The 23,856-nt window shown below is 65.0% G+C and carries 20 protein-coding genes and 1 pseudogene; 5 read left to right on the top strand and 16 right to left on the bottom strand.

Annotated features, from left to right (window positions below; all coding sequences use genetic code 11):
* Positions 1-11: 11 nt before the first annotated feature.
* The 5 genes and pseudogenes from KF903_RS03030 to KF903_RS03010 form a co-directional block, all read right to left on the bottom strand.
* On the bottom strand, positions 12-608 hold the full coding sequence (locus tag KF903_RS03030) for a Slp family lipoprotein (protein WP_291210807.1): 597 nt from the start codon (positions 606-608) through the stop codon (positions 12-14).
* A complete protein-coding gene (locus KF903_RS03025; protein WP_291210805.1) occupies positions 605-2,638 on the bottom strand; it encodes a DUF3488 and transglutaminase-like domain-containing protein in 2,034 nt (677 codons plus the stop codon). The genes KF903_RS03030 and KF903_RS03025 overlap by 4 nt, the downstream gene beginning before the upstream one ends.
* The gene (locus KF903_RS03020; RefSeq protein ID WP_291210803.1) at positions 2,635-3,597 is read right to left on the bottom strand and encodes a DUF58 domain-containing protein; all 963 of its coding nucleotides are present in this window, start codon (positions 3,595-3,597) and stop codon (positions 2,635-2,637) included. The genes KF903_RS03025 and KF903_RS03020 overlap by 4 nt, the downstream gene beginning before the upstream one ends.
* A 24-nt stretch (positions 3,598-3,621) precedes the next feature.
* Positions 3,622-4,239: pseudogene (locus KF903_RS03015) on the bottom strand (MoxR family ATPase); the annotation flags it as partial.
* Positions 4,240-4,297: 58 nt separating this feature from the next.
* Positions 4,298-5,338 (bottom strand): DNA-binding protein, encoded by a 1,041-nt coding sequence (locus tag KF903_RS03010; protein ID WP_291210801.1) that lies wholly within the window; start codon positions 5,336-5,338, stop codon positions 4,298-4,300.
* Positions 5,339-5,662: 324 nt separating this feature from the next.
* On the opposite strand from KF903_RS03010, the gene KF903_RS03005 reads away from it, so the two are divergent.
* The 5 genes from KF903_RS03005 (at position 5,663) to KF903_RS02985 (ending at position 12,258) form a co-directional block, all read left to right on the top strand.
* Positions 5,663-6,055, top strand: a complete 393-nt coding sequence (locus KF903_RS03005) for a hypothetical protein (RefSeq protein ID WP_291210799.1) — start codon at positions 5,663-5,665, stop codon at positions 6,053-6,055.
* Between the two features lie 71 nt (positions 6,056-6,126).
* A complete protein-coding gene (locus KF903_RS03000; RefSeq protein WP_291210796.1) occupies positions 6,127-7,431 on the top strand; it encodes a TolC family protein in 1,305 nt (434 codons plus the stop codon).
* Positions 7,428-8,708: an efflux RND transporter periplasmic adaptor subunit gene (locus KF903_RS02995; RefSeq protein WP_298429878.1), complete on the top strand. Its 1,281-nt coding sequence runs from the start codon at positions 7,428-7,430 to the stop codon at positions 8,706-8,708. The genes KF903_RS03000 and KF903_RS02995 overlap by 4 nt, the downstream gene beginning before the upstream one ends.
* A complete protein-coding gene (locus KF903_RS02990) occupies positions 8,705-11,884 on the top strand; it encodes an efflux RND transporter permease subunit (RefSeq protein ID WP_291210794.1) in 3,180 nt (1,059 codons plus the stop codon). Before KF903_RS02995 ends, KF903_RS02990 begins: the two co-directional genes overlap by 4 nt.
* Positions 11,881-12,258, top strand: coding sequence for a copper-binding protein (locus KF903_RS02985; protein ID WP_246373314.1), 378 nt, complete (start codon positions 11,881-11,883; stop codon positions 12,256-12,258). Before KF903_RS02990 ends, KF903_RS02985 begins: the two co-directional genes overlap by 4 nt.
* Before the next feature lie 140 nt (positions 12,259-12,398).
* On the opposite strand, the gene KF903_RS02980 is transcribed toward KF903_RS02985, so the two are convergent.
* The 11 genes from KF903_RS02980 to KF903_RS02930 form a co-directional block, all read right to left on the bottom strand.
* Positions 12,399-13,034, bottom strand: a complete 636-nt coding sequence (locus KF903_RS02980; RefSeq protein ID WP_291210791.1) for a hypothetical protein — start codon at positions 13,032-13,034, stop codon at positions 12,399-12,401.
* Between the two features lie 21 nt (positions 13,035-13,055).
* Positions 13,056-14,090, bottom strand: coding sequence for an ACR3 family arsenite efflux transporter (gene arsB / locus KF903_RS02975; protein WP_291211168.1), 1,035 nt, complete (start codon positions 14,088-14,090; stop codon positions 13,056-13,058).
* 13 nt (positions 14,091-14,103) lie between these two features.
* The gene (locus KF903_RS02970) at positions 14,104-14,622 is read right to left on the bottom strand and encodes an arsenate reductase ArsC (RefSeq protein WP_291210789.1); all 519 of its coding nucleotides are present in this window, start codon (positions 14,620-14,622) and stop codon (positions 14,104-14,106) included.
* Positions 14,623-14,661: 39 nt separating this feature from the next.
* Positions 14,662-14,994, bottom strand: a complete 333-nt coding sequence (locus tag KF903_RS02965; protein ID WP_291211164.1) for a metalloregulator ArsR/SmtB family transcription factor — start codon at positions 14,992-14,994, stop codon at positions 14,662-14,664.
* A 402-nt stretch (positions 14,995-15,396) separates the two neighbouring features.
* The gene (locus tag KF903_RS02960; protein WP_291210787.1) at positions 15,397-16,293 is read right to left on the bottom strand and encodes a cation diffusion facilitator family transporter; all 897 of its coding nucleotides are present in this window, start codon (positions 16,291-16,293) and stop codon (positions 15,397-15,399) included.
* Positions 16,293-16,616: a P-II family nitrogen regulator gene (locus KF903_RS02955; RefSeq protein WP_291210785.1), complete on the bottom strand. Its 324-nt coding sequence runs from the start codon at positions 16,614-16,616 to the stop codon at positions 16,293-16,295. The genes KF903_RS02960 and KF903_RS02955 overlap by 1 nt, the downstream gene beginning before the upstream one ends.
* A 27-nt stretch (positions 16,617-16,643) precedes the next feature.
* On the bottom strand, positions 16,644-16,964 hold the full coding sequence (locus KF903_RS02950) for a P-II family nitrogen regulator (RefSeq protein WP_291210783.1): 321 nt from the start codon (positions 16,962-16,964) through the stop codon (positions 16,644-16,646).
* Positions 16,961-20,074 (bottom strand): CusA/CzcA family heavy metal efflux RND transporter, encoded by a 3,114-nt coding sequence (locus KF903_RS02945; RefSeq protein ID WP_291210781.1) that lies wholly within the window; start codon positions 20,072-20,074, stop codon positions 16,961-16,963. Before KF903_RS02945 ends, KF903_RS02950 begins: the two co-directional genes overlap by 4 nt.
* 30 nt (positions 20,075-20,104) lie before the next feature.
* Positions 20,105-21,319, bottom strand: coding sequence for an efflux RND transporter periplasmic adaptor subunit (locus tag KF903_RS02940; protein ID WP_291210779.1), 1,215 nt, complete (start codon positions 21,317-21,319; stop codon positions 20,105-20,107).
* Positions 21,316-22,596, bottom strand: a complete 1,281-nt coding sequence (locus KF903_RS02935) for a TolC family protein (protein WP_291210778.1) — start codon at positions 22,594-22,596, stop codon at positions 21,316-21,318. The genes KF903_RS02940 and KF903_RS02935 overlap by 4 nt, the downstream gene beginning before the upstream one ends.
* A 550-nt stretch (positions 22,597-23,146) precedes the next feature.
* Positions 23,147-23,773 (bottom strand): cation transporter, encoded by a 627-nt coding sequence (locus tag KF903_RS02930; RefSeq protein ID WP_291211161.1) that lies wholly within the window; start codon positions 23,771-23,773, stop codon positions 23,147-23,149.
* Between the last annotated feature and the right edge of the window lie 83 nt (positions 23,774-23,856).

Below are 23,856 nucleotides of genomic sequence, written 5' to 3'. Positions count from 1 at the left end.
GACCTGCCGGCTCACTGCCGCGCCTTGGGCTCGGGTGCTGGCCGCGGCTCCGGATGCGGGTGACGGTCGCGGATGATGATCGGTCCGGGACCCCAATACGGTCCCCAACCCCAGCCCCAGTAACCGTGCCATCCCGGCGGCCCCATGTACCACGGGTCGTAGTAGGGGTTGTTCACGTAGAGTGGCCGCTTCGGCCACAGGTGCACTGCGCTGGCCTCGACCACCGGATAGGTGTAGTCGAACTGGCCAACCTTGCCGATCTGGCTGCCGGTCACGTGGCCGACCACGGTGAGGTCACGCCCGCGTGCATACAGCTCGGGGTCGAAGAAACCCGGATGGCAGGCGATGAAGCGGCCGGCGCTGGCTTCCTGCTCGCGCTGTGGGCGCGCGCTCGCGTCGAGCGGTCGGGAAATGATCTCGAAACAGGTCGAGGTTGCCTTGGGCTCGACATTGATGATCTGTCCGCCCCAACGCACCGCAGCGCTGTCTTGTCGCGCCACGGCGTCGCGCGGCGTGGACTTGTCGAAGTTGCCCTGCAGTGCCGTCGGCACGCTGGCGCAGGCGCCCAATGCGGCGGCGAGTGCGGTAATCGCAATGATTCGGTTCATGATCGACCTCGATGCAAGGCAGTGTTGATGCCGGTCGCTGCAGCCACCGATTGTAGACAACGCGCGAGCCGGCGGCGTTGCAGCCGTTGGCGCGACCATTGGCGTGCGTTCAGCGAAAGCCGCGCCACCTCGCCATCGTCGGGCCGCGCCACGCCATAGCGCAAGCGCGCGTAGGCATCGATCACGGGTTGCAGCGAGCGTGCCAGTTCGGCATCGATGTCGCGCACGCGCTGCCACAGCGTGGACGGCCCGTCGCAGTCGCGACTGGCCACGCCCGCGCGGGCCAGATCGCGCCGCAAGCGCCGCCATACCCGGTCGAGCGCATCGCCACTGCGGTCGCGCGTCGCATGCAGCGCCCACACGGTAGCCAGCAGCATCAGCAGTGCCAGTGCGCCCGCCAGCATCAGCAGCAGATCGCCATGTTCGTTGTGGCTGATGCCAAATTCGCTCAGCAGCGCGCGCTGGCGCAGCGCATCGAAGCGCACCACGCCCTGGGTCCACCAGCGGTTGACCAGATCGACGTGGTTGCGCAATGCGCGCACCCAGCCTGCCTGGGTCCACTTCGGCGCGTCATTGACCTGGCGCGCGCCAAGGTCGATGCGCTGCGGCGCCACCGCCGCGGTCGGGTCCACGCGCAGCCAACCCACGCCATCGCGCCAGATCTCGGCCCAGGCATGTGCGTCCGACTGGCGCACCAGCAGATAGCCACCGGCACCGCTCCACCAGCCGCCCTGGTAACCGGTCGCCACGCGCGCCGGGATGCCGGCGGCGCGCATCAGGAACACGAACGCCGATGCGTAGTGTTCGCAGAAACCGCTACGGGTATCGAACAGGAACTCGTCGATCGAATCGCGCCCGAGCAGCGGGGGGCTCAGGGTGTAGCTGAAGTCGCTGCGGAACAGCGCCAGCGCGCGCTCCACCACGCCGGCGTCGTTGCCGGCCTCGGCGCGCCATTGCGCGGCCAGGGCGCGCGCGCGCAAACCGACGTCCGGCGGCAGGCGCAGCAGACGCTGGCGCAGATAGCCGGGCAGACTCTCCACGTCGCGGCCGCCGCTGATCGAGGTCACGGCATACTCGCGCGGCTGGGTGACCGGCAGGTTGGCGATGAGCGTATCGTCGCCGGCCAGCACGGCACCGGCGGGCACACTCACCGGCACGTCGAGTGCGGGCAACCAGCGCTGCCGGCTCGGTTCCAGCGTGATGCGGTAGTCGTAGCGCTGGCCGCTGCCGGCCTGCACCGGGCGTGGCGCATGGCGCAGGCCCGACATGACGCGCGTCCAGGTCGTGCCGTCGAAGTCGCTCAGCACGAGCGTGCGGAAATACTGCGCGCTCGGCGGCGGCAGCGCAGCGTCGAACGTCACCCGCAGCGCCGGGCTGTCGTCGAGCATGAGATCGTTGAACTGACCCGGCGCCATGCTGTCGGCCAGGCCGGTACGACCGAGCCCGTCGCTGCCGGGCGAACCCCACAGCGGCGTGCCCAGGCGTGGCACCAGCACGAAACCGACCAACGCCAGCGGCGTCGCCACCAGCGCAAGTCGAGCGGCCAGTGCCAGCGAACGCCACAGCGGCTGGCGCCCCGGCAGTGGTGCAGGTTCAAGCCGATTGAGCGCGGCGACCTGCAGGATCAGCACCGCACACACCAGCAGCGTGAACGGCAGGCCCTGCTCGAACAGCAGCGCCGACATCAGCACGAAGGCGCAGAACGCGAGTGCCACGCGCGCGTCACGCGGCGTCTCGGTTTCGAGCAGCTTGAGCGCGAGCAGGCCGCAGCCGAAGGCACTGCCCGGATCGCGACCGAACACATTGCCGTATTCGCCGACCACGGCCACCAGCAGGGCGGCCGCGAGCGGCAGTCGCAGGATCGCCCGCACCGAACCCGGATGACCGCGTCGCCAGCCCACACGCAGGCCGATCGCCAGCGCAAGCGCAGGCGCGAGCCAGGCCGGCAGGTGCGGCAGATGGGTCGCGATGGTGGCGGCCACCGCCACCACCAGCAACGCGAACTGGGCACGATCGAGCACGCGTTTCACGGGACGGCTTCCGCAGCGGGCAGCAGGGCCAGCGCACGCAGGCATTCGCGGCGATGCTCGGCGCCGCGCGCCGGCCCGAGGCAGCTGTCAGGCAGCCGCAGCGTGTAGCTCGCCGCCTGCGCATCGGCCGCCACCACCCATGCCGCCAGTCGGCGGATGCGTGCCTCGTGGCCGAGCCCATGCAGCCGGTCATAGTCGAGCGTGAGTGCCAGACCGGCGCGCGGCTCCACTTCGCGCACGAGCAGATGGTCGTGCCGCAACGAGGCCTTCCACGCGATCAGGCGCCGCGCATCGTTGCTGCGATAGTCGCGCAGGCCGGCCAGTTCCTCGTCGTCGCCGTGACGGGCGCGCTCGCCGATGGCGCCCTGGCCCTCCGGCAGTGGCGGTGCGTCGGCTTCGAGCGCGGGATAGACGAGAAAGGCTGGTGCGGGATTGACCCAGCTCCAGATGTCGAACAGGCCCAGCGGGTACTCGGTCCACAGCCGCAGCCGCCCGCAGCGCTGCCAGCCGCGCCCGGGCGCGGTCCACGGCAGTTCGACGACGGTCGGTACCGCCGGCAGCGCGAAGCCCAGTTCCTCATTGTCGTGACGCAGGCGCAGACCCGGCCGCGACCGCGCCGCCGGATCGAACCGCAGGCCGAGCACCGCGCGTGCGCCCGCATGCATCTCGGGCGCATGCAGTTGCAACAGGCGCAGGCCATGCAGCGCGTGGAAGCCCGCGAACAGGCTCGCGCCGACGATGCCGCCGATGAGGCAGGTCAGCAGCAGCGCCGGGTTGTTGCCGTAATTGAGCGCGCCGAGCAGCATCACCAGCAGCAGTACGGCGAAGCCAAGCCCGAATGCGGTCGGTAGTACATAGATGCGGCGCCGATGCAGCGTCAGCGGCACTGGCTCGGGCAGGCGCAGGCGTGTCAGCGCAGGCAGCCGTCGCTCCGCGACGGCAAGCAGGCGACTGCGCATGGCGGCAAGCACACGCGGCATCGGTCAGCGCACGGGGGTGGCTTCGAGCAGCGCCTGGGCCAACTGCGAGCGATCGCCGGCGACATTGAGGTTGGCCACCAGACGATGTGCCGCAACGAACGCGAACACGGCCTGGACGTCCTCGGGCAGGCAGTGTGCGCGGCCGTCGAGCAGGGCATGGGCGCGCGCGGCAGCCAGCAGCGCAAGTCCGGCGCGCGGCGACAGGCCGATGCGGATGGCGGCATGGTTGCGGCTGGCCGCGAGCAGGCCATGCACGTATTCGAGCAGCGCCGGGCTCGCCAGCACGCCTGCCGCCGCGCGGCGCAGCTCGAGGATCTGCGCCGCGCCGAGGCAGGGCCCGAGCGAGGCGACCAGATCGCGTCGGTCGCCGCCGCCGAGCATCGCTTGTTCGGCCGCGCGATCGGGATAGCCCAGGCTCATGCGCAGCATGAAGCGGTCGAGCTGCGAGTCGGGCAGGGGCCAGGTGCCGATGAGGTCGAGTGGATTCTGCGTTGCCACCACGAAGAATGGCGCCTCCAGCCGATGGGTGACGCCGTCGACCGTGACCTGGCCCTCGGCCATCGCCTCCAGCAGGGCGCTCTGCGTGCGCGGCATCGCGCGATTGATCTCGTCGGCCAGCAAGGGGTTCGGCCGAGATACGTGTAAAAATGCCCCATAGGACGTGATTTTTTTCGTGAAATCATCTGGTTGCCGATTTTTTCTTGCCGACTGAGCCGGGAGTTTGATCTGGGCGCAACTGCGCCAGCACCTGCTCCAGCGTGTCCCTGCGCACACCGGCCCGCAACGCGTCGGCTTCAGCCTGTTCGCGACGCTCCCGCTCCTTCGTTAGATCGGCGCGAGCACCGCCCAATTCTGCCCGTACAGCTTCCAGCGTCTGGGTATCTTGCGTCCAGCGCGTCTGCAAGGCTTGGTGCTCGATGGCCGTGAGCCGCAGCGCGTCCAGTTCCTTCTGCCGATCGTCTGCATCCTGCCGCACTTGGGTCAGTTCCCGCTCCAGGCGTGTGTGGCGCTCCAGCCACTGCCCGTTGTCGCGATTGAGCTGTACCAACTCGTGGTTCTTGGCGGTCAGCGCCTCGTTGGCATGGCGTAGCGCGACCTGCAACTCCTGCACCTGGTGCTCGTGGCGGCGCTGTTCCTGCTCCCGCTGGTCCTTGACCGAGGTCCGGTAGTGCTCCAGCGCCTCGCGGGCGTGCTGGTGCTTCTGTTCCAGCGACTGCGCATGGGCCTCGTGCTCGGCCAGGCGTGTGGTCAGGCCGGCGATGCGCTCGCCGAGCTGGGCGACCTCGGTGACACGGTCGGCCAGGGCCTGCCGGGTGGTCGCGTGAGCGGTCTTTTCGTCGTGCAACGCCGTTTCGTTGCCCTGGAGCTGGGCGCTCAAGGCCACGGCTTCCTGCTGCGCACGCTCCAGTGCTTGTCCGCGCTCCTGCAACTGCGCCTCGAAACGCTGCTGGGCCTCGGCAACAACGGTCTCAGCCTCCTCGTGCAGACGTCCGGCGAGCCGCCCGATCAGGTCCTGTAGCGCCTCACTGACAGCGACTTTCGCGCCCAAGCCTTGCCCTTCCTCTTCCTCCAGTTCCTTCAGATAGCGGTGGATGGTGGTCTTGGAGCCGGTGTTGCCCAATGCCACCCGCACCGCGTCCACCGACGGGTGCTTGCCCTGCACCCGCAGCGCGTCGCGGGCCTTCTGTACATCGCTCTTGTACAACCCAGCACGGGCCATGGCCGCCTCCCCGGACGATTTCGTAATGTATTACATACCATGTAATTACATATCGTTTCAACCACGTGAATCATCGAGCTTTGGCTGTAAATTTAGGCGGGATAATAGTAGTTTATCCCGCCTGATGCTCCACAGGTGGTGCCCGACGGCTGCCAGACAGTACGAAATGGCCTGTACCGGGAACTTTCGGGATTCAATGCACTTCCAAGCGAACAGCCCGCAGTACACTAGATCGGCGATGCTCCAGCCCTTGGCCCCTCTCACGCAAAGTCTGTCCATGGCTTCCGCTCGCCACGGCGCGACGTTGTGTTGCGAGAGAGGTCCATGAAGTTGCGCGTGCTCCGGACTCGATCGCTCCGCCTTCGCTTTGCTTGGCTGGCGTTGCTGGCGCTGTTGTTCCAGCAGGTCGCGCTGGCCGCCTACGTGTGCCCAGTCAGCGAGACGCCACCGGAGCCGAAGGCGATGATGGCCGGCTGCGAAGGCATGGAAATGCCGGACCCCACTGCGCCGGTGCTGTGCGACCAGCACTGCCAACGTGAGCATGTCACCAATCCTGATCTCAAGGCCCCGCAGGTGCCGCCGCTAGCACTGCCGGCGCTGCATTTCACCCTGACCGAAGCCCTGCTGACGCCGGTGCAGGACCAGCACTACGAAGACGTACCGACCTGCCGGTCCGATCCCCCGCCGGCGCAGCGCTTCTGTAGCCTGCAGATCTAGACCCCGACCGCACCCCGTCCCCGCGCTGCCGATCACGGCGGCGCGCTCGTCGTTGTGTGCTCGGAGGTCTCATGTCCTTTTCTTTCTCGCTGCACCGCTGGTGCGGCACTTGTCGCTGGCCCGTGTGGGCCCTCGCCATCGGTTTCGTTGTCACGCCCGCCTGGTCCATCGCGGCTGGCATCTCTTTCAATGACGCGCAGCGGCTGGCGGCCGAACGCGCTCCTTTGCTCAAGGCCCGCCAAGCGCAAATCGCGGCCACGCAGGAAGAAGCCGCCCGCGCCGCCGCCTTGCCCGATCCCAAACTGACGCTGGGTCTGACCAGCTGGCCGGTCACCGGTCCCGACGCGTTCGAATTCCGCGCCGACGACATGACCATGAAGCAGATCGGCGTGATGCAGGAATTCCCGGCTCGTGCCAAACGCCAAGCGCGTCAGGCCGTAGCCGATCGCGGGATCGAGCAAGCGGAAGCGTTGTCAGTGGCCGAACAGTTGGCGGTTCGACGCGGCACGGCCGAGGCCTGGATTGCCCTGTGGGCCGCCCAGCGCGAAGTAGTCGCGCTGCAGACCCTGCGGGAACCGGCTTCCATCGCCGTGCGCACAGCCGAGGCGCGTTTGACGGGTGGCACTGGCACGGTAACTGACACTCTGGCCACGCAAGCTGCGGCGCTGGAACTGGAAAACCGGATCGATGCCGCGCTAGCCACGTTGGAAGCCTCTCGCGCTGGCTTGGCGCGGTGGCTCGGTGTGGATCCGGCGGATATGGACGCCGAAGACGCACCGCCCGAGTTGACGGAACTGCCCGTCGCCCCGGCCACGCTGCTGGCCTCAATCGACCGCCAAGGACCACTGCTGCCGTGGCGCTCACGCGAAGCCCTGGCCGAAGCCCAAATCGATGCTGCCATCGCTGAGAAGCGACCAGACTGGAGCCTCGGTGTGACCTATGGGCAACGCGACCGAACATCGGGAGGCGTATCGCGTAGCGACATGCTGATGGTCGAATTCGCTGTCGACCTGCCGCTGTTCCCCCGCAATCGGCAGGATCGAGGCGTGGCAGCACGGCGAGCCGAATTGGATGCGGTGTCCGCTGAACGCGAGGATGCTCGTCGCGTCCAGATCGAAGTCGTCCGCCGCGCTTTGGCCGACTGGCAGGGCCTGCAACGTCAGGTCACCCGCAAGGAAACCCAATCCCTTCCGCTGGCCCACGACCGCGCGAAGACAGCGTTGGCTGCCTATGCCGGCGGCGGTGACCTGCAACCGTGGCTGGAAGCGCGCCGCGACGAAATCGAACTGCACATCGAGCACGCCCGCCATCTGGGCGAACTCGGCCGCGCCTGGGCAGCGTTGGCCTATCTACTGCCCGCGGAGACCACGCCATGACATCCACGACGAACCGTTTGATGTTGGCGGCAGCCGCTGCTGGGCTGCTGACCGTGGGACTCGGTGCCGGCTACTGGTGGACGCAGCGCCATGCCGGCCACGACCTGAAGCAAACGGCCACGCCAATGGCGAGCCAGACCGAGCGCAAGGTCCTGTACTGGTACGACCCGATGGCGCCGGACCAGCACTTCGACAAGGCCGGCAAGTCGCCCTTCATGGACATGCAGTTGGTGCCCAAGTACGCCGACGAAGTCGCCGGCGGCAGCGTGCGCATCGACGCCGGATTGCAGCAGAGTGTCGGCATCCGCACTGCGCAAGTCGAAATCGGCCGCTTGGCGTCCACGGTGCGCGTGCCGGGCACGCTGACCTGGGATTTGCGTCAGGAATCGGTGGTGAGCGCCCGCGTCGAAGGCCTCGTAAGCCACGTGCAGGTGAAAGCCCCGTACACGAAGGTAGCGCGCGGCCAGCCGCTGGCCTCGCTGCTGGCACCGAGTTGGAGCAGTGCACTGGCCGAGGCGCGGGCCTTGCGCCAGGCGCAGTCGGCTTCGGCGCGGGAACTACAGTCTGCCGCCCAGCAACGCCTGCGCGTGTTGGGCGTGCCTGGCGGCATGGCCCGCGACGGCAGCGTAACGCTGAGCGCACCGAAACACGGTGTCGTCACCGAAGTGCTCGCCCGCGAAGGTCAGACGGTGATGCCGGGCACACCACTATTCCGCATCAACGGCACCGACACGCTGTGGCTGGAAGCGGCGATCCCGCAGGCCAGTGCGATGGCGTTGCGTCCTGGTACTCCGGTGGAAGCCGTCGTCAGCGCAGCGCCTGGTCAGACGTTCGTCGGTGAGGTCGAAGCGCTGTTGCCGCTGGTCGATACCACCAGCCGCACACAGCGGGCGCGCATCGTGCTGCGCAATCCCAATGGCGTCCTGGCGCCTGGCATGTTCGCCGAGGTGACGCTGCAACCACAGGATGGTGCCGCAGTGCCGCTGGTACCGACCGAGGCACTGATCGCCACTGGTGCCGATAGCCGCGTGATCGTGCAAGACGCCGACGGCGGCTTCCGTCCCGTCCGGGTGCGCGCCGGACGCAGCAGTGGTGGGCGCACGGAGATCCTCGCCGGGCTTACTGGCCGCGAGAAGATCGTGGTCTCAGGCCAGTTTCTGATCGATTCGGAGGCGAGTCTGTCCGGTGCGCTGGAACGCCTGAATGACACCTCCACCAAACCAACGCCAACCACGAGCGCGCCCATGCCGAGCATGCCGATGGGAGATCGGCAATGATCGCCGCCCTGATTCGCGCCGCGATTGCGCATCGCGTGTTCGTGCTGTTGGCCGCACTGGCCCTGGCCATGATCGGCACGTATTCGGTGACACGCACGCCCGTCGATGCATTGCCGGACCTGTCCGACACCCAGGTGATCATCCGCACCAGCTACCCGGGCCAATCACCGCAGGTGGTCGAGGATCAGGTCACTTATCCGCTGGCCACCACCATGCTCTCGGTGCCCGGCGCGACGACGGTGCGCGCCTTCTCGTTCTTCGGCGACTCCTACGTCGACGTGCTGTTCGATGACAACACCGACCTGTACTGGGCTCGCTCGCGGGTGCTGGAATACCTGAGCCAGGCGCGGGACCGCCTGCCGGCCGGTGTCACGCCCGCGCTCGGCCCCGATGCGACGGGACTGGGCTGGATCTACGAATACGCGCTGATCGATCGCACCGGCCAGCACGACCTCGGCCAGTTGCGTGCGCTGCAGGACTGGTTCCTGCGCTACCAGCTCAAGACCGTGCCGAATGTCGCCGAAGTGGCGACTTTGGGCGGCATGGAACGGGCGTGGCAAATCGTACCCGATCCGCAGGCGCTGGCCGCCCGCAGCATCACGGTAGCGCAATTGGTGGACGCCGTTCGAGCTGCCAATGGTGCCAACGGTGGCTCGGTGATCGAACAGGGCGAAGCAGAACTGATGGTGCGCAGCGAAGGCTACCTGAAGAGCCGCGTGGACTTCGAGAACGTGCCGGTCACCACCGACGCCAGCGGCGTGCCGGTGCTGCTGCGTGACGTGGCCGTTGTGCGACGAGGCCCGACGTTCCGCCGCGGTCTCGCCGAGTTGGACGGGCAAGGCGAAGTGGTCGGCGGCATCATCGTGATGCGCACTGGCAAGAACGCGAAGACCACCATTGCCGCCGTGAAAGCGCGGCTGGCGGAACTGCAGCGTAGCCTGCCGGTTGGCGTCGAGATCGTGCCCACCTATGACCGCTCGCAACTGATCGATGCCGCAGTGCGCAATCTGTGGAGCAAGTTGTTCGAAGAATTCCTGGTAGTGACGCTGGTCTGCGTGTTGTTTCTCGTGCACTTGCGCTCGGCGCTGGTGGCCGTGATCACGCTGCCGCTGGGCGTACTGGTCGCCTTCATTGCACTGCATCTGCAAGGTGTCACGGCGAACCTGATGTCGCTCGGTGGTATCGCCATCGCGATCGGTGCGATGGTGGATGCGGCGATCGTGATGATCGAGAACACCCACAAGCATCTGGAACATTGGCGTAACGCGAACGAAGGACGTGAACCACAAGGTGCAGAACGATGGTCGCTAATCGCCGACGCTGCCACCGAGGTGGGGCCTGCGTTGTTTGTCAGCTTGTTGATCATCGCGCTGTCGTTCGTGCCGGTCTTTGCGCTGCAGGGGCAGGAAGGCAAGCTGTTCACGCCGCTGGCCTTCACCAAGACCTACGCGATGGCTGCAGCGGCTGGGCTCGCGGTGACGCTGGTGCCGGTGCTGATGGGTTACCTGATCCGCGGGCGCATCCGGCCGGAACACGCCAACCCGCTCAACCGCGGCCTGATCGCGCTGTACCGGCCGATCCTGGAAGCGGTGCTGCGCCATCCGAAGGTGACCCTGGCGCTGGCCGGATTGCTGCTGCTCACCGCGCTGCTGCCTCTCAGCCGGCTTGGCAGCGAGTTCATGCCCGCCATGGATGAAGGTACGTTGTTGTACATGCCCACGGCATTGCCGGGGCTGTCCGCCGGAAAGGCCTCGCAATTGGTGCAGTTGACCGACCGCATGATCAAGACCGTGCCGGAGGTCGATCATGTGTTTGGCAAGGCGGGGCGCGCCGACACGGCCACCGACCCGGCACCGCTGGAAATGTTCGAGACCACGATCACCTTCAAGCCGAAGGACCAGTGGCGGCCCGGCATGACGATGGACAAGATCAAGGCGGAACTGGACAAGGCGGTACGCGTGCCGGGGCTGACGAACCTGTTCGTGCCGCCGATCCGCAATCGCATCGACATGCTCTCCACCGGCATCAAGAGCCCGATCGGCATCAAGGTGCTGGGCACCGATCTGGCCACGCTGCAGACCGTGGCCGACCAGATCGAAACGGTGGCGAAGACCGTGCCCGGCGTCAGCTCGGCAATTGCTGAACGCCCGACCAGTGGCCGCTACGTCGATGTGCACATCCGTCGTGATGCCGCGGCGCGCTACGGATTGACCCAGGAGCGCGTGCAGCAGTTGATCGCGACGGTGGTGGGCGGCGATCCGATCGGCCAGACCGTTGAAGGGCGCGAGCGTTATCCCATCGTGGTGCGCTACCCGCGTGCCGAGCGCGACTCGGTCGAGGCTTTGCGACAACTGCCGATCGTCGCCGCAAACGGCGCCCAACTCACGCTGAGTCAGGTGGCCGACATCGCGGTGGTTGCAGGACCTTCCATGTTGAAAAGCGAGGGTGGCCAACTGGCCACTTATGTCTACGTCGATACGGCCGGCAGCGATCTGGGCACGGTGGTGGCCAATCTGCAACATGCGGTGGCGCGGCAAGTCAAATTGCCGCCGGGTACGACCGTGGCCTGGTCCGGTCAGTTCGAATATCTGGCCAGTGCCACGGAAAGGCTCAAGGTGGTGGTGCCGATTGCGCTGGTGATCATTTTTCTATTGATCTATGCCGTTTTCAGACGCGTGAGCGAAGCTGCGCTGATCATGGCCAGCGTGCCTTTGGCACTGGTCGGTGGCCTATGGCTGATCTGGTTGCTTGGTCATGCGGTGTCGGTGGCCACGATCATCGGCTTCATCGCGCTGGCGGGCGTCGCAGCCGAGTTTGGGGTGGTGATGCTGTTGTATCTGCACCATGCCTGGGAGCACCAACTTGCGCTCGATCCCCACGCAGACCAGGAAGCGCTGGATGCAGCAATCCGCGAAGGTGCCGTGCAGCGCGTGCGCCCGAAGGCGATGACCGTCGCGGTCATTCTCGCCGGTCTGTTTCCGATCCTGCTCGGTCACGGTGCCGGCTCGGAAGTGATGCAGCGCATAGCCGCCCCGATGATCGGCGGCATGGTCACTGCGCCACTGTTGTCCATGCTCGTGATTCCGGCCGCATACCGGTTGCTGCACGGCCGCGCCTTGACTCGCCGCCGTTCGTCCACCCCGTCATCCCATGTCATCACAGGAGAACACCAATGAAGATCCCCGCCTATCTCATCACCACTTTGCTTCTGGCAGGCTGCTCGCAGGCCCCTGACAACACCGAAGCGGTGCAGGCCGCGCCCACAGAGCAGATGCCGATGTCCGAAGCCGAGCAAGCGAAAACACCGGCCGAAGCGTCCGCTGCCGTGACGGCGTCGGCAACAGGCACCGTGCAAGCAGTCGATGCCGCAGCCAGCAAGATCACCATCGCGCACGGCCCGGTAGAGGTGCTGCAATGGCCGGCGATGACGATGGCCTTCAAAGCCACACCCGAGCAGATCGCCTCAGTGCGGGCCGGTCAGAAAGTGCAGTTTGAGTTCACTGCCGAAGGCATGAACGCCACGATTATCCGGGTCCAGTCCATCCAATAATTGATCCAAGCCTTGATGAAGCGCGGCGCCACCGCGTCCGATAGTCAGCTTGTGATCGAAGTTAGGGTGTTGGAGAGTCGCATATCACCTGAATTAAGCCGAGCCGCGAAGCGGCTTCGGCTTGAATGAACTGTTAGCCATCACTGCGGGTAGATGAAGTCACTGCTCTCAGAAGGCACGCTCTGCAAAAAGTGAGCGAGCGCTCCTAGCGACTCAGCCCAGATGTGTGTGGCCTCTTCGCGTGTAGCGGAGTAGCCCGTGTTGATAAAAATTGTGCAAGTAAAACCAGACGAATTACCATATTCCGTGAATGTTGCGCCTTCCAGCTCCCAATTGAACGAAGTTGGTGCGGAAAAATTAGAAGTGTGCAAGAAGCGATCGAAGTGGAAGAATATTGGAAAGTAGTTCTTTGCGTCGGCAATAGCGGACTTAGAGTTTATTGCGAACTCAATATATCCGGAGTCTCGATGTCCTTGATCGTCGTCGATAGGCCCACTTACGCAGCCTACCGAGCACAAGCCTGTCTGATGAGAATTGATTGCAAGCGCCAGATCAAGCAAGGCCGAGTCTTTAGCTAGCTCAGGTATGGCGCGGAGCGCGGCCTCATCGCCTTTGACGTACTTAAAGCCATAGTTGGCGTCGCCATCCTCTCGCAGTACTCCATCACCGCCGTATGGTATGGGCTTGGCTCGATGCCTGATGCTCAAATAGTTGGAATGTCTAGTCATATTTGGTGTGATGGCTAACGATCCGTTAGGCAGTATGCCAAATGGCATCCTGAGACTCGCCTGCTCGGACTATGACGCCCGAAGTCGGCGCTCGTACCAGGGCTGGGATCGATTGACGATCCTGACCACCGACAGCATTACCGGCACCTCGATCAGCACGCCCACCACGGTGGCCAGCGCCGCACCCGATTGCACGCCGAACAAGGCGACCGCGGTGGCGACGGCGAGCTCAAAGAAGTTGCTAGCACCGATCAGCGCTGACGGCCCTGCCACGCAGTGGGCGACGCCTAGCTTACGGTTGAGCAGGTAGGCCAGGCCGGAGTTGAAATACACCTGGATCAGGATCGGCACGGCCAGAATCGCAATGATCAGCGGCTGCTCGATGATCTGCCGGCCCTGAAAGCCGAACAACAGCACCAGCGTCGCCAACAGCGCGACCAGTGACACTGGCCCTAGTCGCGCGAGCACCGCATCCAGCCTCGCCTGACCACCACTGGCAAGCAGCCAGCGGCGAAGCAGGACGGCGACCGCGACCGGCACGAGGATGTACAGCCCGACCGAGAGCGCCAGCGTGTCCCACGGCACCGTGATCGACGACAGCCCCAGCAACAGGGCCACCAGCGGCGCGAAGGCGACCACCATGATGGCGTCATTGAGCGCGACCTGGCTCAGGGTGAAGTTCGCATCGCCGCGGCACAGGTTGCTCCACACGAACACCATCGCGGTGCACGGCGCGGCCGCCAGCAGGATCAGGCCGGCCATGTAGGAGTCGACCTGGTCGGGTGGCAGCCAGTCGGCGAACACATATCGGAGGAAGAACCACCCCAGCAGGGCCATCGAGAACGGCTTGACCGCCCAGTTGACGAACAGGGTGACGCCTATGCCGCGCCAGTGTTTGCCCACCTCCCGCATGGCGCCGAAGTCGACCTTCAGCAGCATCGGGATGATCATCAGCCAGATCAGGGCAGCTACTGGCAGGTTGACCTTGGCCACCTCCATGCGGCCAAGGCTTGCGAAGGCGTCGGGCAGGAAGTGCCCCAGACCGGTGCCGACCACGATGCACAGCCCGACCCAGAGGGTCAGGTAACGTTCGAACAACCCCATGCGGGGCGCTGCCTCAGCCATCGACGGATCCCTCGTCGTCAGGTTGCACGAAGCCGATACGATCGAGCGACTCCTTCAGAGCTGCACGGTCGTCCCAGATCTCGGCCGGCAACGCCAGCAGCGCCTGCAGGCGCGCCTTGACGATGCGGTGCGCCTGGCGGAACGCCTCTCGCTTGTCCTCGTCATTGCTCTCCACCGCGGCCGGGTCGGGAAGCCCCCAGTGCGCGCGCAGGAAGTCGCCGAACACGACGGGGCAGGTTTCGGCCGCCGCCGAATCGCAGACCGTCACCACCAGATCCATCGGCGCCGCATCCGCTGTCGCGAACTCGTCCCAGGACTTGCTGCGCAGGCCGGCGGTGGCGATGCCCTCGGCCGCCAGCTGGCCCAGCGCGAAGGGATTGACCGTGCCCGTCGGCTGGCTGCCGGCACTGAAGACTTCGAAGCGATGGCCGGCCCAGGCGCGAAGCGTGGCTTCGGCCAGGACGCTGCGGGCGGAGTTGCCGGTACAGAGGAAGAGGACGCGACGCTTCACGGGGTGGGTTCCTTGATTGGGGAGGGGCTGAGGCGGCAGTCAGCAGGCGCGGGCGGTCGCCACACCAGGGCTGCAGCTCGTGTCTGAGGAGCCTGCGCAGCAGTTATGAGTCAGATAGGCGACCAGGACGTTCATGGCATCAAAGTTGGCGCGGTAACAAACGTTACGGCCCCGGCTCTCGCTGCTGATCAGGCCGGCATGCACGAGTTCCTTCAGGTGGAAGGACAGGGTGGCGCCGGGTACGGCCAACGCCTCGCCGATTTCGCCTGCCATGCGGCCGTCCGGACCGGCTTCGACCAGCAATCGGAAGATTGCAAGCCGGGTGGCGTGGCCCAGCGCCGTCAGCGCGGTGATTACCTGATTCGTTTCCATTTTTCTAGAATAATCGAATGAATATTGAACGGCAATCACCCCGAATCCAGCCCCCATCTCGAACAGAAAGCAGTGCTATGCGCGCATAGCGTCAGCGGGAGGGGCCACCCGACGCTGTTTTCTTACCGAACCCCTGCCAACCCTCTCTTCGGCTATTCGGTTGGCATCTCAGCTCCCAGTGAGCGGCACGAACGTGGGGCTAACTCTCCACACGGTCAACCACGTCATCAGAACCGAGCGCAGGCGGCCCAACGCACCGTCCATGCTCGTACTGTCCGGCAGCCCCCTGCTCGTGCAGCTTGCGGATGAAAAGGCCATCGAGCGCCACCGCCACGGCGGACGAATAGCTGCACTGTCAGCACCGACTTGGTCGTCCAGCGATTCAGAACCACACATCGCACCTCACGATCGATTGCACTCCTCCGCGCACGGCGTCAACTCTACCTGCAGTGTGACGTGGTGAACGTTGAACCGCCCCTCCAGCGTCTCGGTCAATGTGCGTCGCACCTGCTCTGCATCTACGCCGCCGTCCTGTAGCACCACGTGGGCGGTCAGGATCGGTTGCTGTGACCCCAGCGCCCATACGTGAAGGTCATGGATCTCGCGCACGCCAGGGCAGGCACGTAACGCGCCACGAATCGCTTCTAGATCTATCCCTGCCGGCACGCCTTGCATCAACACATGGCCGGCTTGGCGCAGTAACGTCCAGGTGCGCGGGAGCACCCACAGGCCGATCAGCACGGCAATGATTGGATCGACCACGGTCCAACCGGTGAAGTGAATGACGAGCGCGCCCATAATCACGCCGACCGATCCCAGCATGTCGCTCCAGACCTCCAGATAGGCACCCCGCACATTCAAGCTGGTGCCGCTACCGGCCTTGAGCAGGCGCATTGAGATCAGGTTCACCACTAGCCCGATGGTCGCAATCACCAGCATGCCTCCAGAGGCCACTTCTGGCGGCTGCCGAAAGCGACCCGCTGCCTCCCACAGGATGTAGCCGGCCACGACGAACAGCAGCCCGCCGTTGATCATCGCGCCGATGGCCTCCATGCGGGCACAGCCGTAGGTACGTCTGGCGTCGGGCGGGCGCCGGCTGAGCCGCACTGCAAACAACGAGATCGCCAGCGCGATCACGTCGGTCATCATGTGCGCCGCGTCGGACAACAGCGCCAGGCTGTTGGTCAACAGGCCGCCAACGACCTCCGCGACCAGGAACGCCGATGTCAGGCCGAACGCCCACCACAGCGGCCTCTCATGCCTGATTTCGCTGGTGCCGTGATCGTGACCTGCACCCATCACCGGTCTCCTGTGACTGCTTGACCCACACGCCAGGCGTGGTCCACCGGATGGACGAAGACGGCCCCCGAGGGGAGGCCGCCAACGTGTCCTTTTTCTCGAATTAGCCCGACGACTTGCTCGACACGCGCGTCTTCGCAGTAGGCTTCCAGCCGGATCTCTGGCTCGCCCTCTGCGCCCATGTCCGGTCGCGTGATGGGTGCGTCGGGTTGCACGACGCCATGCGCACGACTGAGCGACAGGTGGTATAGGTCCGCTCGTTCAAGCGCACGCACAACCGGCCCGGCGTGGGAGGGATGGACGAATGCGACGATCAGTTTCATGGTGGTATCCCTCAAGCGCCCACACGCTCATGGCGTGTCGTTGATTGGCATCGATTGTTCGATCGTACTGACGTAGATCCAGCCCGCGTCTGCGTGGCCGGTACGCCCTACGGTCCGGAAAATCTCGGCCGCCTTCGCAACGTCATCGTCTTCACAGAACAACTCCATCTGTATTTCATTGATGACCTTGTCGCCCAACTCGACCGAGTACTGCTGCTCGCGCGCACTGAGTGCGCGTAGCAGGCCTTTCACGTCGAACAGGCTCAGTCGCTGGAAACCGGCAGCCTCCAGTGCGTGGATCAGATCAGTGACCCGGTTGCGGTGCACGAACGCCTTGATCTGTTTCATGGAGTGGTCTCCTGTGCTTTGCGCTCAGCGCGGTTTTCCAGCCATTCGTACAAGACGGGCAACAGGATCAGCGTCAGAAACGTCGAGCTGATCAGGCCGCCCACGACCACCGTCGCCAATGGACGCTGGGTCTCGGCGCCGACGCCGCTGGACAGCAGCATCGGCACCAGGCCCAGGATCGCGACGCTGGCCGTCATCAGCACAGGGCGCAACCGCAAGGCCGTACCTTGGATCACGGCCTCACGCACCGATCGTCCCTTGTCGCGCAACTCGTTGAGGAAGCTCACCAGCACGATACCGTTGAGCATGGCCACGCCGAACACCGCAATGAAACCGATCGCCGAGGGCACCGACAGATATTGGCCGGTTACAAACAGTGCGATCAAGCCGCCGATGGTGGCGAACGGCACGTTGGCCAGGATCAGCGCGGCATACTTGATCGAGTTGAACGCGGTATAGAGCAGCACGAAGATGAAGAAGATCGTGATCGGCACGATCAACGCCAACTTCGCCAAGGCGCGTTGCTGGTTCTCGAATGCGCCGCCCCACTCGATCCAGTAACCTGCGGGCAGTTTCACCTGCTGCTTGATCGCGGCCTCAGCCTCCTTGACGAAACCGTCGACGTCTCGGTCGCGCACGTCCATCTGGATCACGGCGTAGCGTTGCAATTGCTCGCGGCGAACGAAGGAGTAGCCTTCGGCCACACTCACGTCAGCAACCTCCGACAACGGCACCAGGGCACCGGCGGCTGTGCGCAACGGGATCTGCCGCAAGGCCTCGACCGAATCGCGTGTCGCATCGCTCAACCGCACCGCGATGTCGAACCGCTTCACGCCGTCGAGCAGCACGCTCACCGGCTCACCGCCCAGGCCATTGCGGACGATGGTCAGCACTTCCTCGGCGTTCATGCCGTGGCGGGCCAGTTCGTCACGATCGACCTGGATGCGGATCTGCGGCTTGCCGACATTGGCTTCCAGCGAGAGATCGGCCACCCCTTGCACCTTGCCGAGGACAGTCTTGAGCTGGCCGCTGATGCGGTCGAGTTCCTCCAGGTCTTCGCCATAGAGTTTCAGCGCCAAGGTCGCGCGCACGCCCGAGATCAGTTCCTCCACGCGCATCTGGATCGGCTGGGTGTAGCCCGGCACCACGTTGGGCACGACCTGTTCCAGCGTCTCCTGCATGGCTTCTTCGAGTTGCTTGATGTTTCGGCCCGAGGTCCACTCGTCCTCAGGTTTGAGGGCGGTGTAGATTTCCATGTAGTTGACGTCGGCAGTTTCGCCCTTCTCGGCGCGGCCGATCATCGCCAGCGTGGTTTCGACCTCCGGAAACTGCTCGAATGCCTTGGCAATGGTGTTGCTGGTCTTGATCGATTCGTTCAGCGAAGTCGACGGGATGCCCGTGACGCGCCACATGATCGAGCCTTCCTGCAACTGCGGCATGAACTCCTTACCCAGGAACGGGAACAGCGCTAGGCTTGCCACCAGCGCGAGGACGGCGCTGACCACGACCACCCGCTTGCGTGCGAGCGCCTTGTCCAGCAGCGGCCGGTAGCCGCGCTTGATTTTGGCGACCAGCCACGTATCGCGCTCCGGCTTGGGCTTGAGGATCATCGAGGCCAGCACCGGGATCAGGGTCAGACTCAGGATCAGCGAACCTGCCATCGCAAAGGCGATGTTGAAGGCCATCGGCTTGAACATCTTGCCTTCGAGTCCTTCCAGCGCGAACAGCGGCAGGAACACGACGATGATGATGCCGATCGCAAACGTAATCGGATTGGCCACTTCCTTCGCCGCCGCCAGCACCGCGGAGGTCCTGTCGACCTTTTCGCCGTGTTCGAGACGCTCGGCCATGATCCGGAAGGCGTTCTCGACCATCACCACCGCGCCGTCGACCATCATGCCGATGCCGATCGCTAATCCAGCCAGCGACATCAGGTTGGCCGACAGGCCAACCTGGCCCATCCCGATGAAGGCAATCAGCATCGCCAGTGGCAACGTCACGATCACGACCAGCGCCGAGCGCAGTTCGCCCAGGAACAGGAACAGGATGATCGCCACCAGGATCGAGCCTTCGATCAACGCGCGAGTTGCTGTCCCCACCGCTTTGTTGACCAGGTCGGTGCGCTCGTAAATCGGCTTGAGCACCATAGTCTTTGGCAACGCATCGCGTACGACATCGAGTTTGCCCTTGACCGCTTCGACCACGTCCTTGGCGTTCTCGCCGATGCGCGCCAGGGCCATGCCCAGCACGACTTCCTCGCCGTCGCGGGTCACCGCACCAAAACGCGGTGCCGGGGCTTCCACCACGGTGGCCACATCGCGCAAATACACCGGCACGCCATCCTCGGCCTTGAGCACGATCTCACCGATATCCTTGGTAGATCGCAACAGGCCCAGGCCACGAACAAGGAACTGTTCGCGCCCCACGTCCATGACGTTGCCGCCGACCTGGCCGTTGTTGGCCGGAATCGCGTTGATCACGTCGCCAAACCCCAGTCCGCGCGCATAGAGCCGTTGCGGATCGATCTGGACCTGATACTCGCGCTCGCCGCCGCCCCAGGAGGAGACATCGTCCACACCAGGAGCGGTGCGCAGGATCAGGCGCACCGTCCATTCCTGCCAGGTGCGCAGGTCCATGTCGGTGACCTGATCCTTGCTGACGCCCGGAGCACGCTCGACCGTGTACCAGAACACCTGACCCAGACCGGAGGTATTGGGCCCCATGCTCGGCTTGCCATAACCTTCGGGCAGTCGATCGCCAATCTCCTGCAGTCGCTCGTTGACCAGCTGCCGCGCGAAATAGATGTCCATGTCGTCCTCGAAATAGACGGCGACATATGACAGACCAAACAGGCTGACCGATCGGATTTCCTGCACTTTCGGCAGACCGGCGAGCGCCGATTCGATCGGGGTTGTCAACAGAAGTTCGATGTCCTCCGCGGCCAGGCCGGGGGACTCGGTATAGACGTTGACCTGGACGGGCGTGACGTCCGGAAAGGCGTCGATGGGCACGTTGCGCACTGCGCTGATACCGAGGAAGGCCACCACCGCGAAAGCGATCAGCACCAGAAACTTGTAGCGCAGGGAAAGTTCGACCAGGCGATTCAGCATGGCGCACCTCCGCGTATCACGAGGGAGAGATCAATGACCATGACCCTCTCCCAGTTGCGCCTTGAGAATCTGCGACTTGACCGCAAACGCACCGGCGACCACGACGTTATCGCCTGCCTTCAACCCTTCGCGGATGACGGTGCGATCGCCGATCACTTCACCCACGCGCACCGGAACGGGTTCGAGAGCCCCAGCGCGGTTGCGACGAAATACCACGGTTTCACCTTCAAGTTGCACCAATGCATCGGTTGGGACGGCTAGCTGCGTGGCGGATTTGTTGTCCGTATTAGCCGCAGGAGCGGCCTCGAAATACACTTCGACGAAATCGCCGCCATGCAGACGGTCGCCCTCGTTCGGCACCTCGACCCGGACTGAAGCATTGCGGGTGGCTTCGGACGTGCGATGGGCGCTACGTAGCACCTTGCCGACAAGATGCTCCCCACCCACCACGATGGTTGCCGCGCTTCCGGCCTCAATGCGGGAGGCTGTGCCAGACGGCAACTTGGCATCCACCCAGACGGTCGACTCGTCCACCAGTCGGAACAGCGCCTTGCCCGGCTCGATGCGCTCGCCGACGACAAAATCGTCCTCGGTGAGGCGGCCGGCATGCGGCGCGGTCAGGGTGAATTGACCATTGACGCTGCCACTCGATGTGCCAGGCAAGCCGTAGGCCTGCGCCTTGGCGCGGGCACGCTCGACTGCCACCTTGGCTTCGTTGATGCGGCGGCCGGCAACGGCCTCGCGACCCAAGGCCGAGACACGCCGCCACTCCTGTTCGGCAATGCGCAGATCGGCCTGCGCGTCGGACACCTCGACGCTGGCCAGCGTCACCAACGGCGCGCCGGCGCGCACTTCATCACCGAGCTTGGCGTGCCGGCGGACTACGAGCGATTCGACACGGGGCGTGATCAAGGTCGTGCCATAGGCGCTGTCGACCACTTCGCCCGGTGCACGCAGTTCCTCGCTGAGCGAGGACGGTTGCAGCGTCTGCAACTTGATACCGGCGGCTTTGAGCGCGGCCTCGTCCATCTTCACTGGCTTGGCGGCTTCGCCTTCTTCGCCTGCTTCAGCGTGCGCTTCCGCACCTTCGGCATGATCGGCTTCACCCGACTCGGCATGTTCGGCGGTGGGCGCGTGGGTCGATTCAGTCTCTGGCGCTTTCGAGCAAGCGGAAATCGCCAGCAGCAATGCCGCAGCAAGCGGCAGCATGATCAGTCGGGACGGCGTCATCAGTAGGGTTCTCATGGGGTACCCTCCAGGCCGGCCCAGCGTTCGAGCTGGCCGGTGGCGGCAAGGTAATCAGCGTAGTGGCGCCACAGGCGCGCTTCGAGTTCGGCACCGGCGAGTTGCGTGTCGAGGGTCTGCTTGAGCTGCAGCAGGTAATCGGCGGTGGAGAGTTCGCCCTCGCGCCAGAGTTTTTCCAACAGGTTGGCGCGCCTGTCAACATCGGTACCGCGACTGTTCTTCCATCGCTTCCAGGCCGCGAACGCCGCGGCATAGCTGTCAATCGTGCGGCGGCGGTCGGCTTCCAGTTCCAGTTGCACCCGCCGCAGATCGGCCTGCGCCACGTCCGCATCGGCCTGGGCGGCAACGACTTCGGCGCGGTACGAATTGCGTACGAACAGCGGGATGGTGAGGGTGACCCCGACGACATTGTCGGTCAGGCCACCAACGTCGTATTCCTTGCGCCCGCCATAGGCGCCGACGGTCGGGTCTGCGATACGGTTGCGGCGCGCCACCGTGACCTCGCGTTCGGCGGCGGTGGCCGCAGCCTGCGCGGCCTGCCAGTCCGGCAGAGACTCGACACCATCAACGGCGGTTTCCGGGGCCGGCAGCAGGTCGGTCGGCAGCGCCGTGCCGGCGATCCACTCGGACGTTCCGCCGACCGTGCGGAAGCGGGCTTCGGCATCGGCCTGGTCGGCCAGCAACTGCGCCTGTTCCGCCTCCGCCTCATCCCGGGCGAGCAGCGCCAGATCGCGCTCCAGGCCGGAGATGTCGTCGGCCGTGAATTGCTTCTCGGCCAGTTCGGCAAACCGGGTCACCAACGCCAACCGACGTTCGCCGGTACGCACGCGCTGCTGCGCCGTCTGCAGATCGGCCCAACCGGCGAACCACTGCCGGGCGAAATCGCGTCGGCGCACCCGCGCTTCGGCGGTGACCTGATCGACGCGGGCGCTGGCGGCATCGCGACGGACCCGCCGTTTGCCGCTCAGGTCCAAGGTCAAGTTCAGGCCGGCGCTGTTCGTTCGTTCGGTACCTTCATCGTCGCTGGACAGCTCCAGCTCCGGGTTGTACAGCGGCTGTCCTGCGGCGGTCAGGCGGGCACGGGCGGCGGCCAACTGCGCTTCGGTCGCCCGGTAAGACGGGTGCTGCTGCCAGGCGGCTTGCAGCGCTTGACGGATGGCGGGCGGAGCTGTGCTCGCGTCAGCGGCCCAGGCAGGTGTGAGCCAAGAGCCGATGGCCAGCAGGGCGACGGCCGCACGCACGACGAAACGTCGCCGTGACGAATGGAAAACAGGCATGAATCAATCCTCTGAATCGACGGGCCCCTCCCACGCATGACGAGTGGAGGGATGATGGATGTCGATCAGACGATGGGAGGTCGAAGCTCCAGGAGCACAGGTGCACTGCGATTGGCCGATACGACATAGCCAAACCGTGCGTGTGGCAGGGCTGTTGCCATGGTGTGGGGCGTCACCGGGACGGCCACTGCATGGGGGCAGCTACAGTGCGTGCAGGCGCTACCCTGCGCCAACGTGCCTTGGGCCGGGTCTGCGCCATCCGTGTCCGACACAGAATTCACGATCAACTGGTGGGTGGAATCAGTCCCCAGCCCCAAAAGGGCAAAGTCGTGCTGGGCGCAGGCGGCGACTACGCCGATCTTCATCGCGAATACCAGTAGCACCAGCGCCGCCAGCCGCGCCGAAGCACGTAGGCGGCCAAGCATGGTGCTGGGAGCGGTCGCAAGCATCGGCGCATGATACCGGCCGGCGGGGGTGTTATGAAATTGCATCAGGCAGCGCCTTCTCGGAAGGCGTCTGCGGGCGAGCGGCGAGGCCAGGGCAGCATGCCTTACTCGGTTGCGCTGCTGCGATTCCGCGCCTTCTGACGCGCCCGCCGTGCGTCACCGAGGATTTCCACAGCCTCCTTGATGACGTACAGGCCGATCAGGGTGCCGATGATGAAGTCCGGATAGGGCGAGCCTAGCCATAGCACCAGCACGCCGGCGAGAATCACGCCTACGTTGGCCACCACGTCCGCGCGGGTGAATAGCCAGGTTGCTCGCAAATGCACCTCACCTGACTTCAGCGGCGCCAGCAAGCGCAGCACGTAGACGTTCACCGCAAGCGACAACAACGCGGTGCCAATCATCCAACCACTCAGCGGCTCGGCGCCATGCAGCACGCGACGCCCCACTTCGATCAATACCCCCACACCGAGCACCAGCAGCACGCTGCCGCTCAGCCAGGCCGCATTGGCCTTGAAACGAGCGGTCCGCCCAATGGCAATCAGCCCGATCGCATAGGCTGTGGCGTCGGAAAGCATGTCCAGCGCATCGGCCAGCAGGCCGGCGGACTGTGCGATCCAGCCGGCTACGCCACCAATAACTGCCATGGCCGCATTCAGTGCCAGGGCAACCCACAGTACCCGACGCTCCGCGGCATTCTTGGCTTCGTGATGGCAACTGCAATCACTCATGGTCAGGGTCACTGTTCTTCAGCGGTGTGTGTGCAGGGCGTGGATGGGAGTCAGGTGCAGCATGCGGATTAGAGCTGCAAGCA

Origin of the sequence: Dokdonella sp., assembly GCF_019634845.1 — a bacterium.
Taxonomy (GTDB): Bacteria; Pseudomonadota; Gammaproteobacteria; order Xanthomonadales; family Rhodanobacteraceae; genus Dokdonella_A.
Note: the sequence above shows the minus strand (reverse complement) of the source record. Positions and strands in the feature narration are given on the sequence as shown.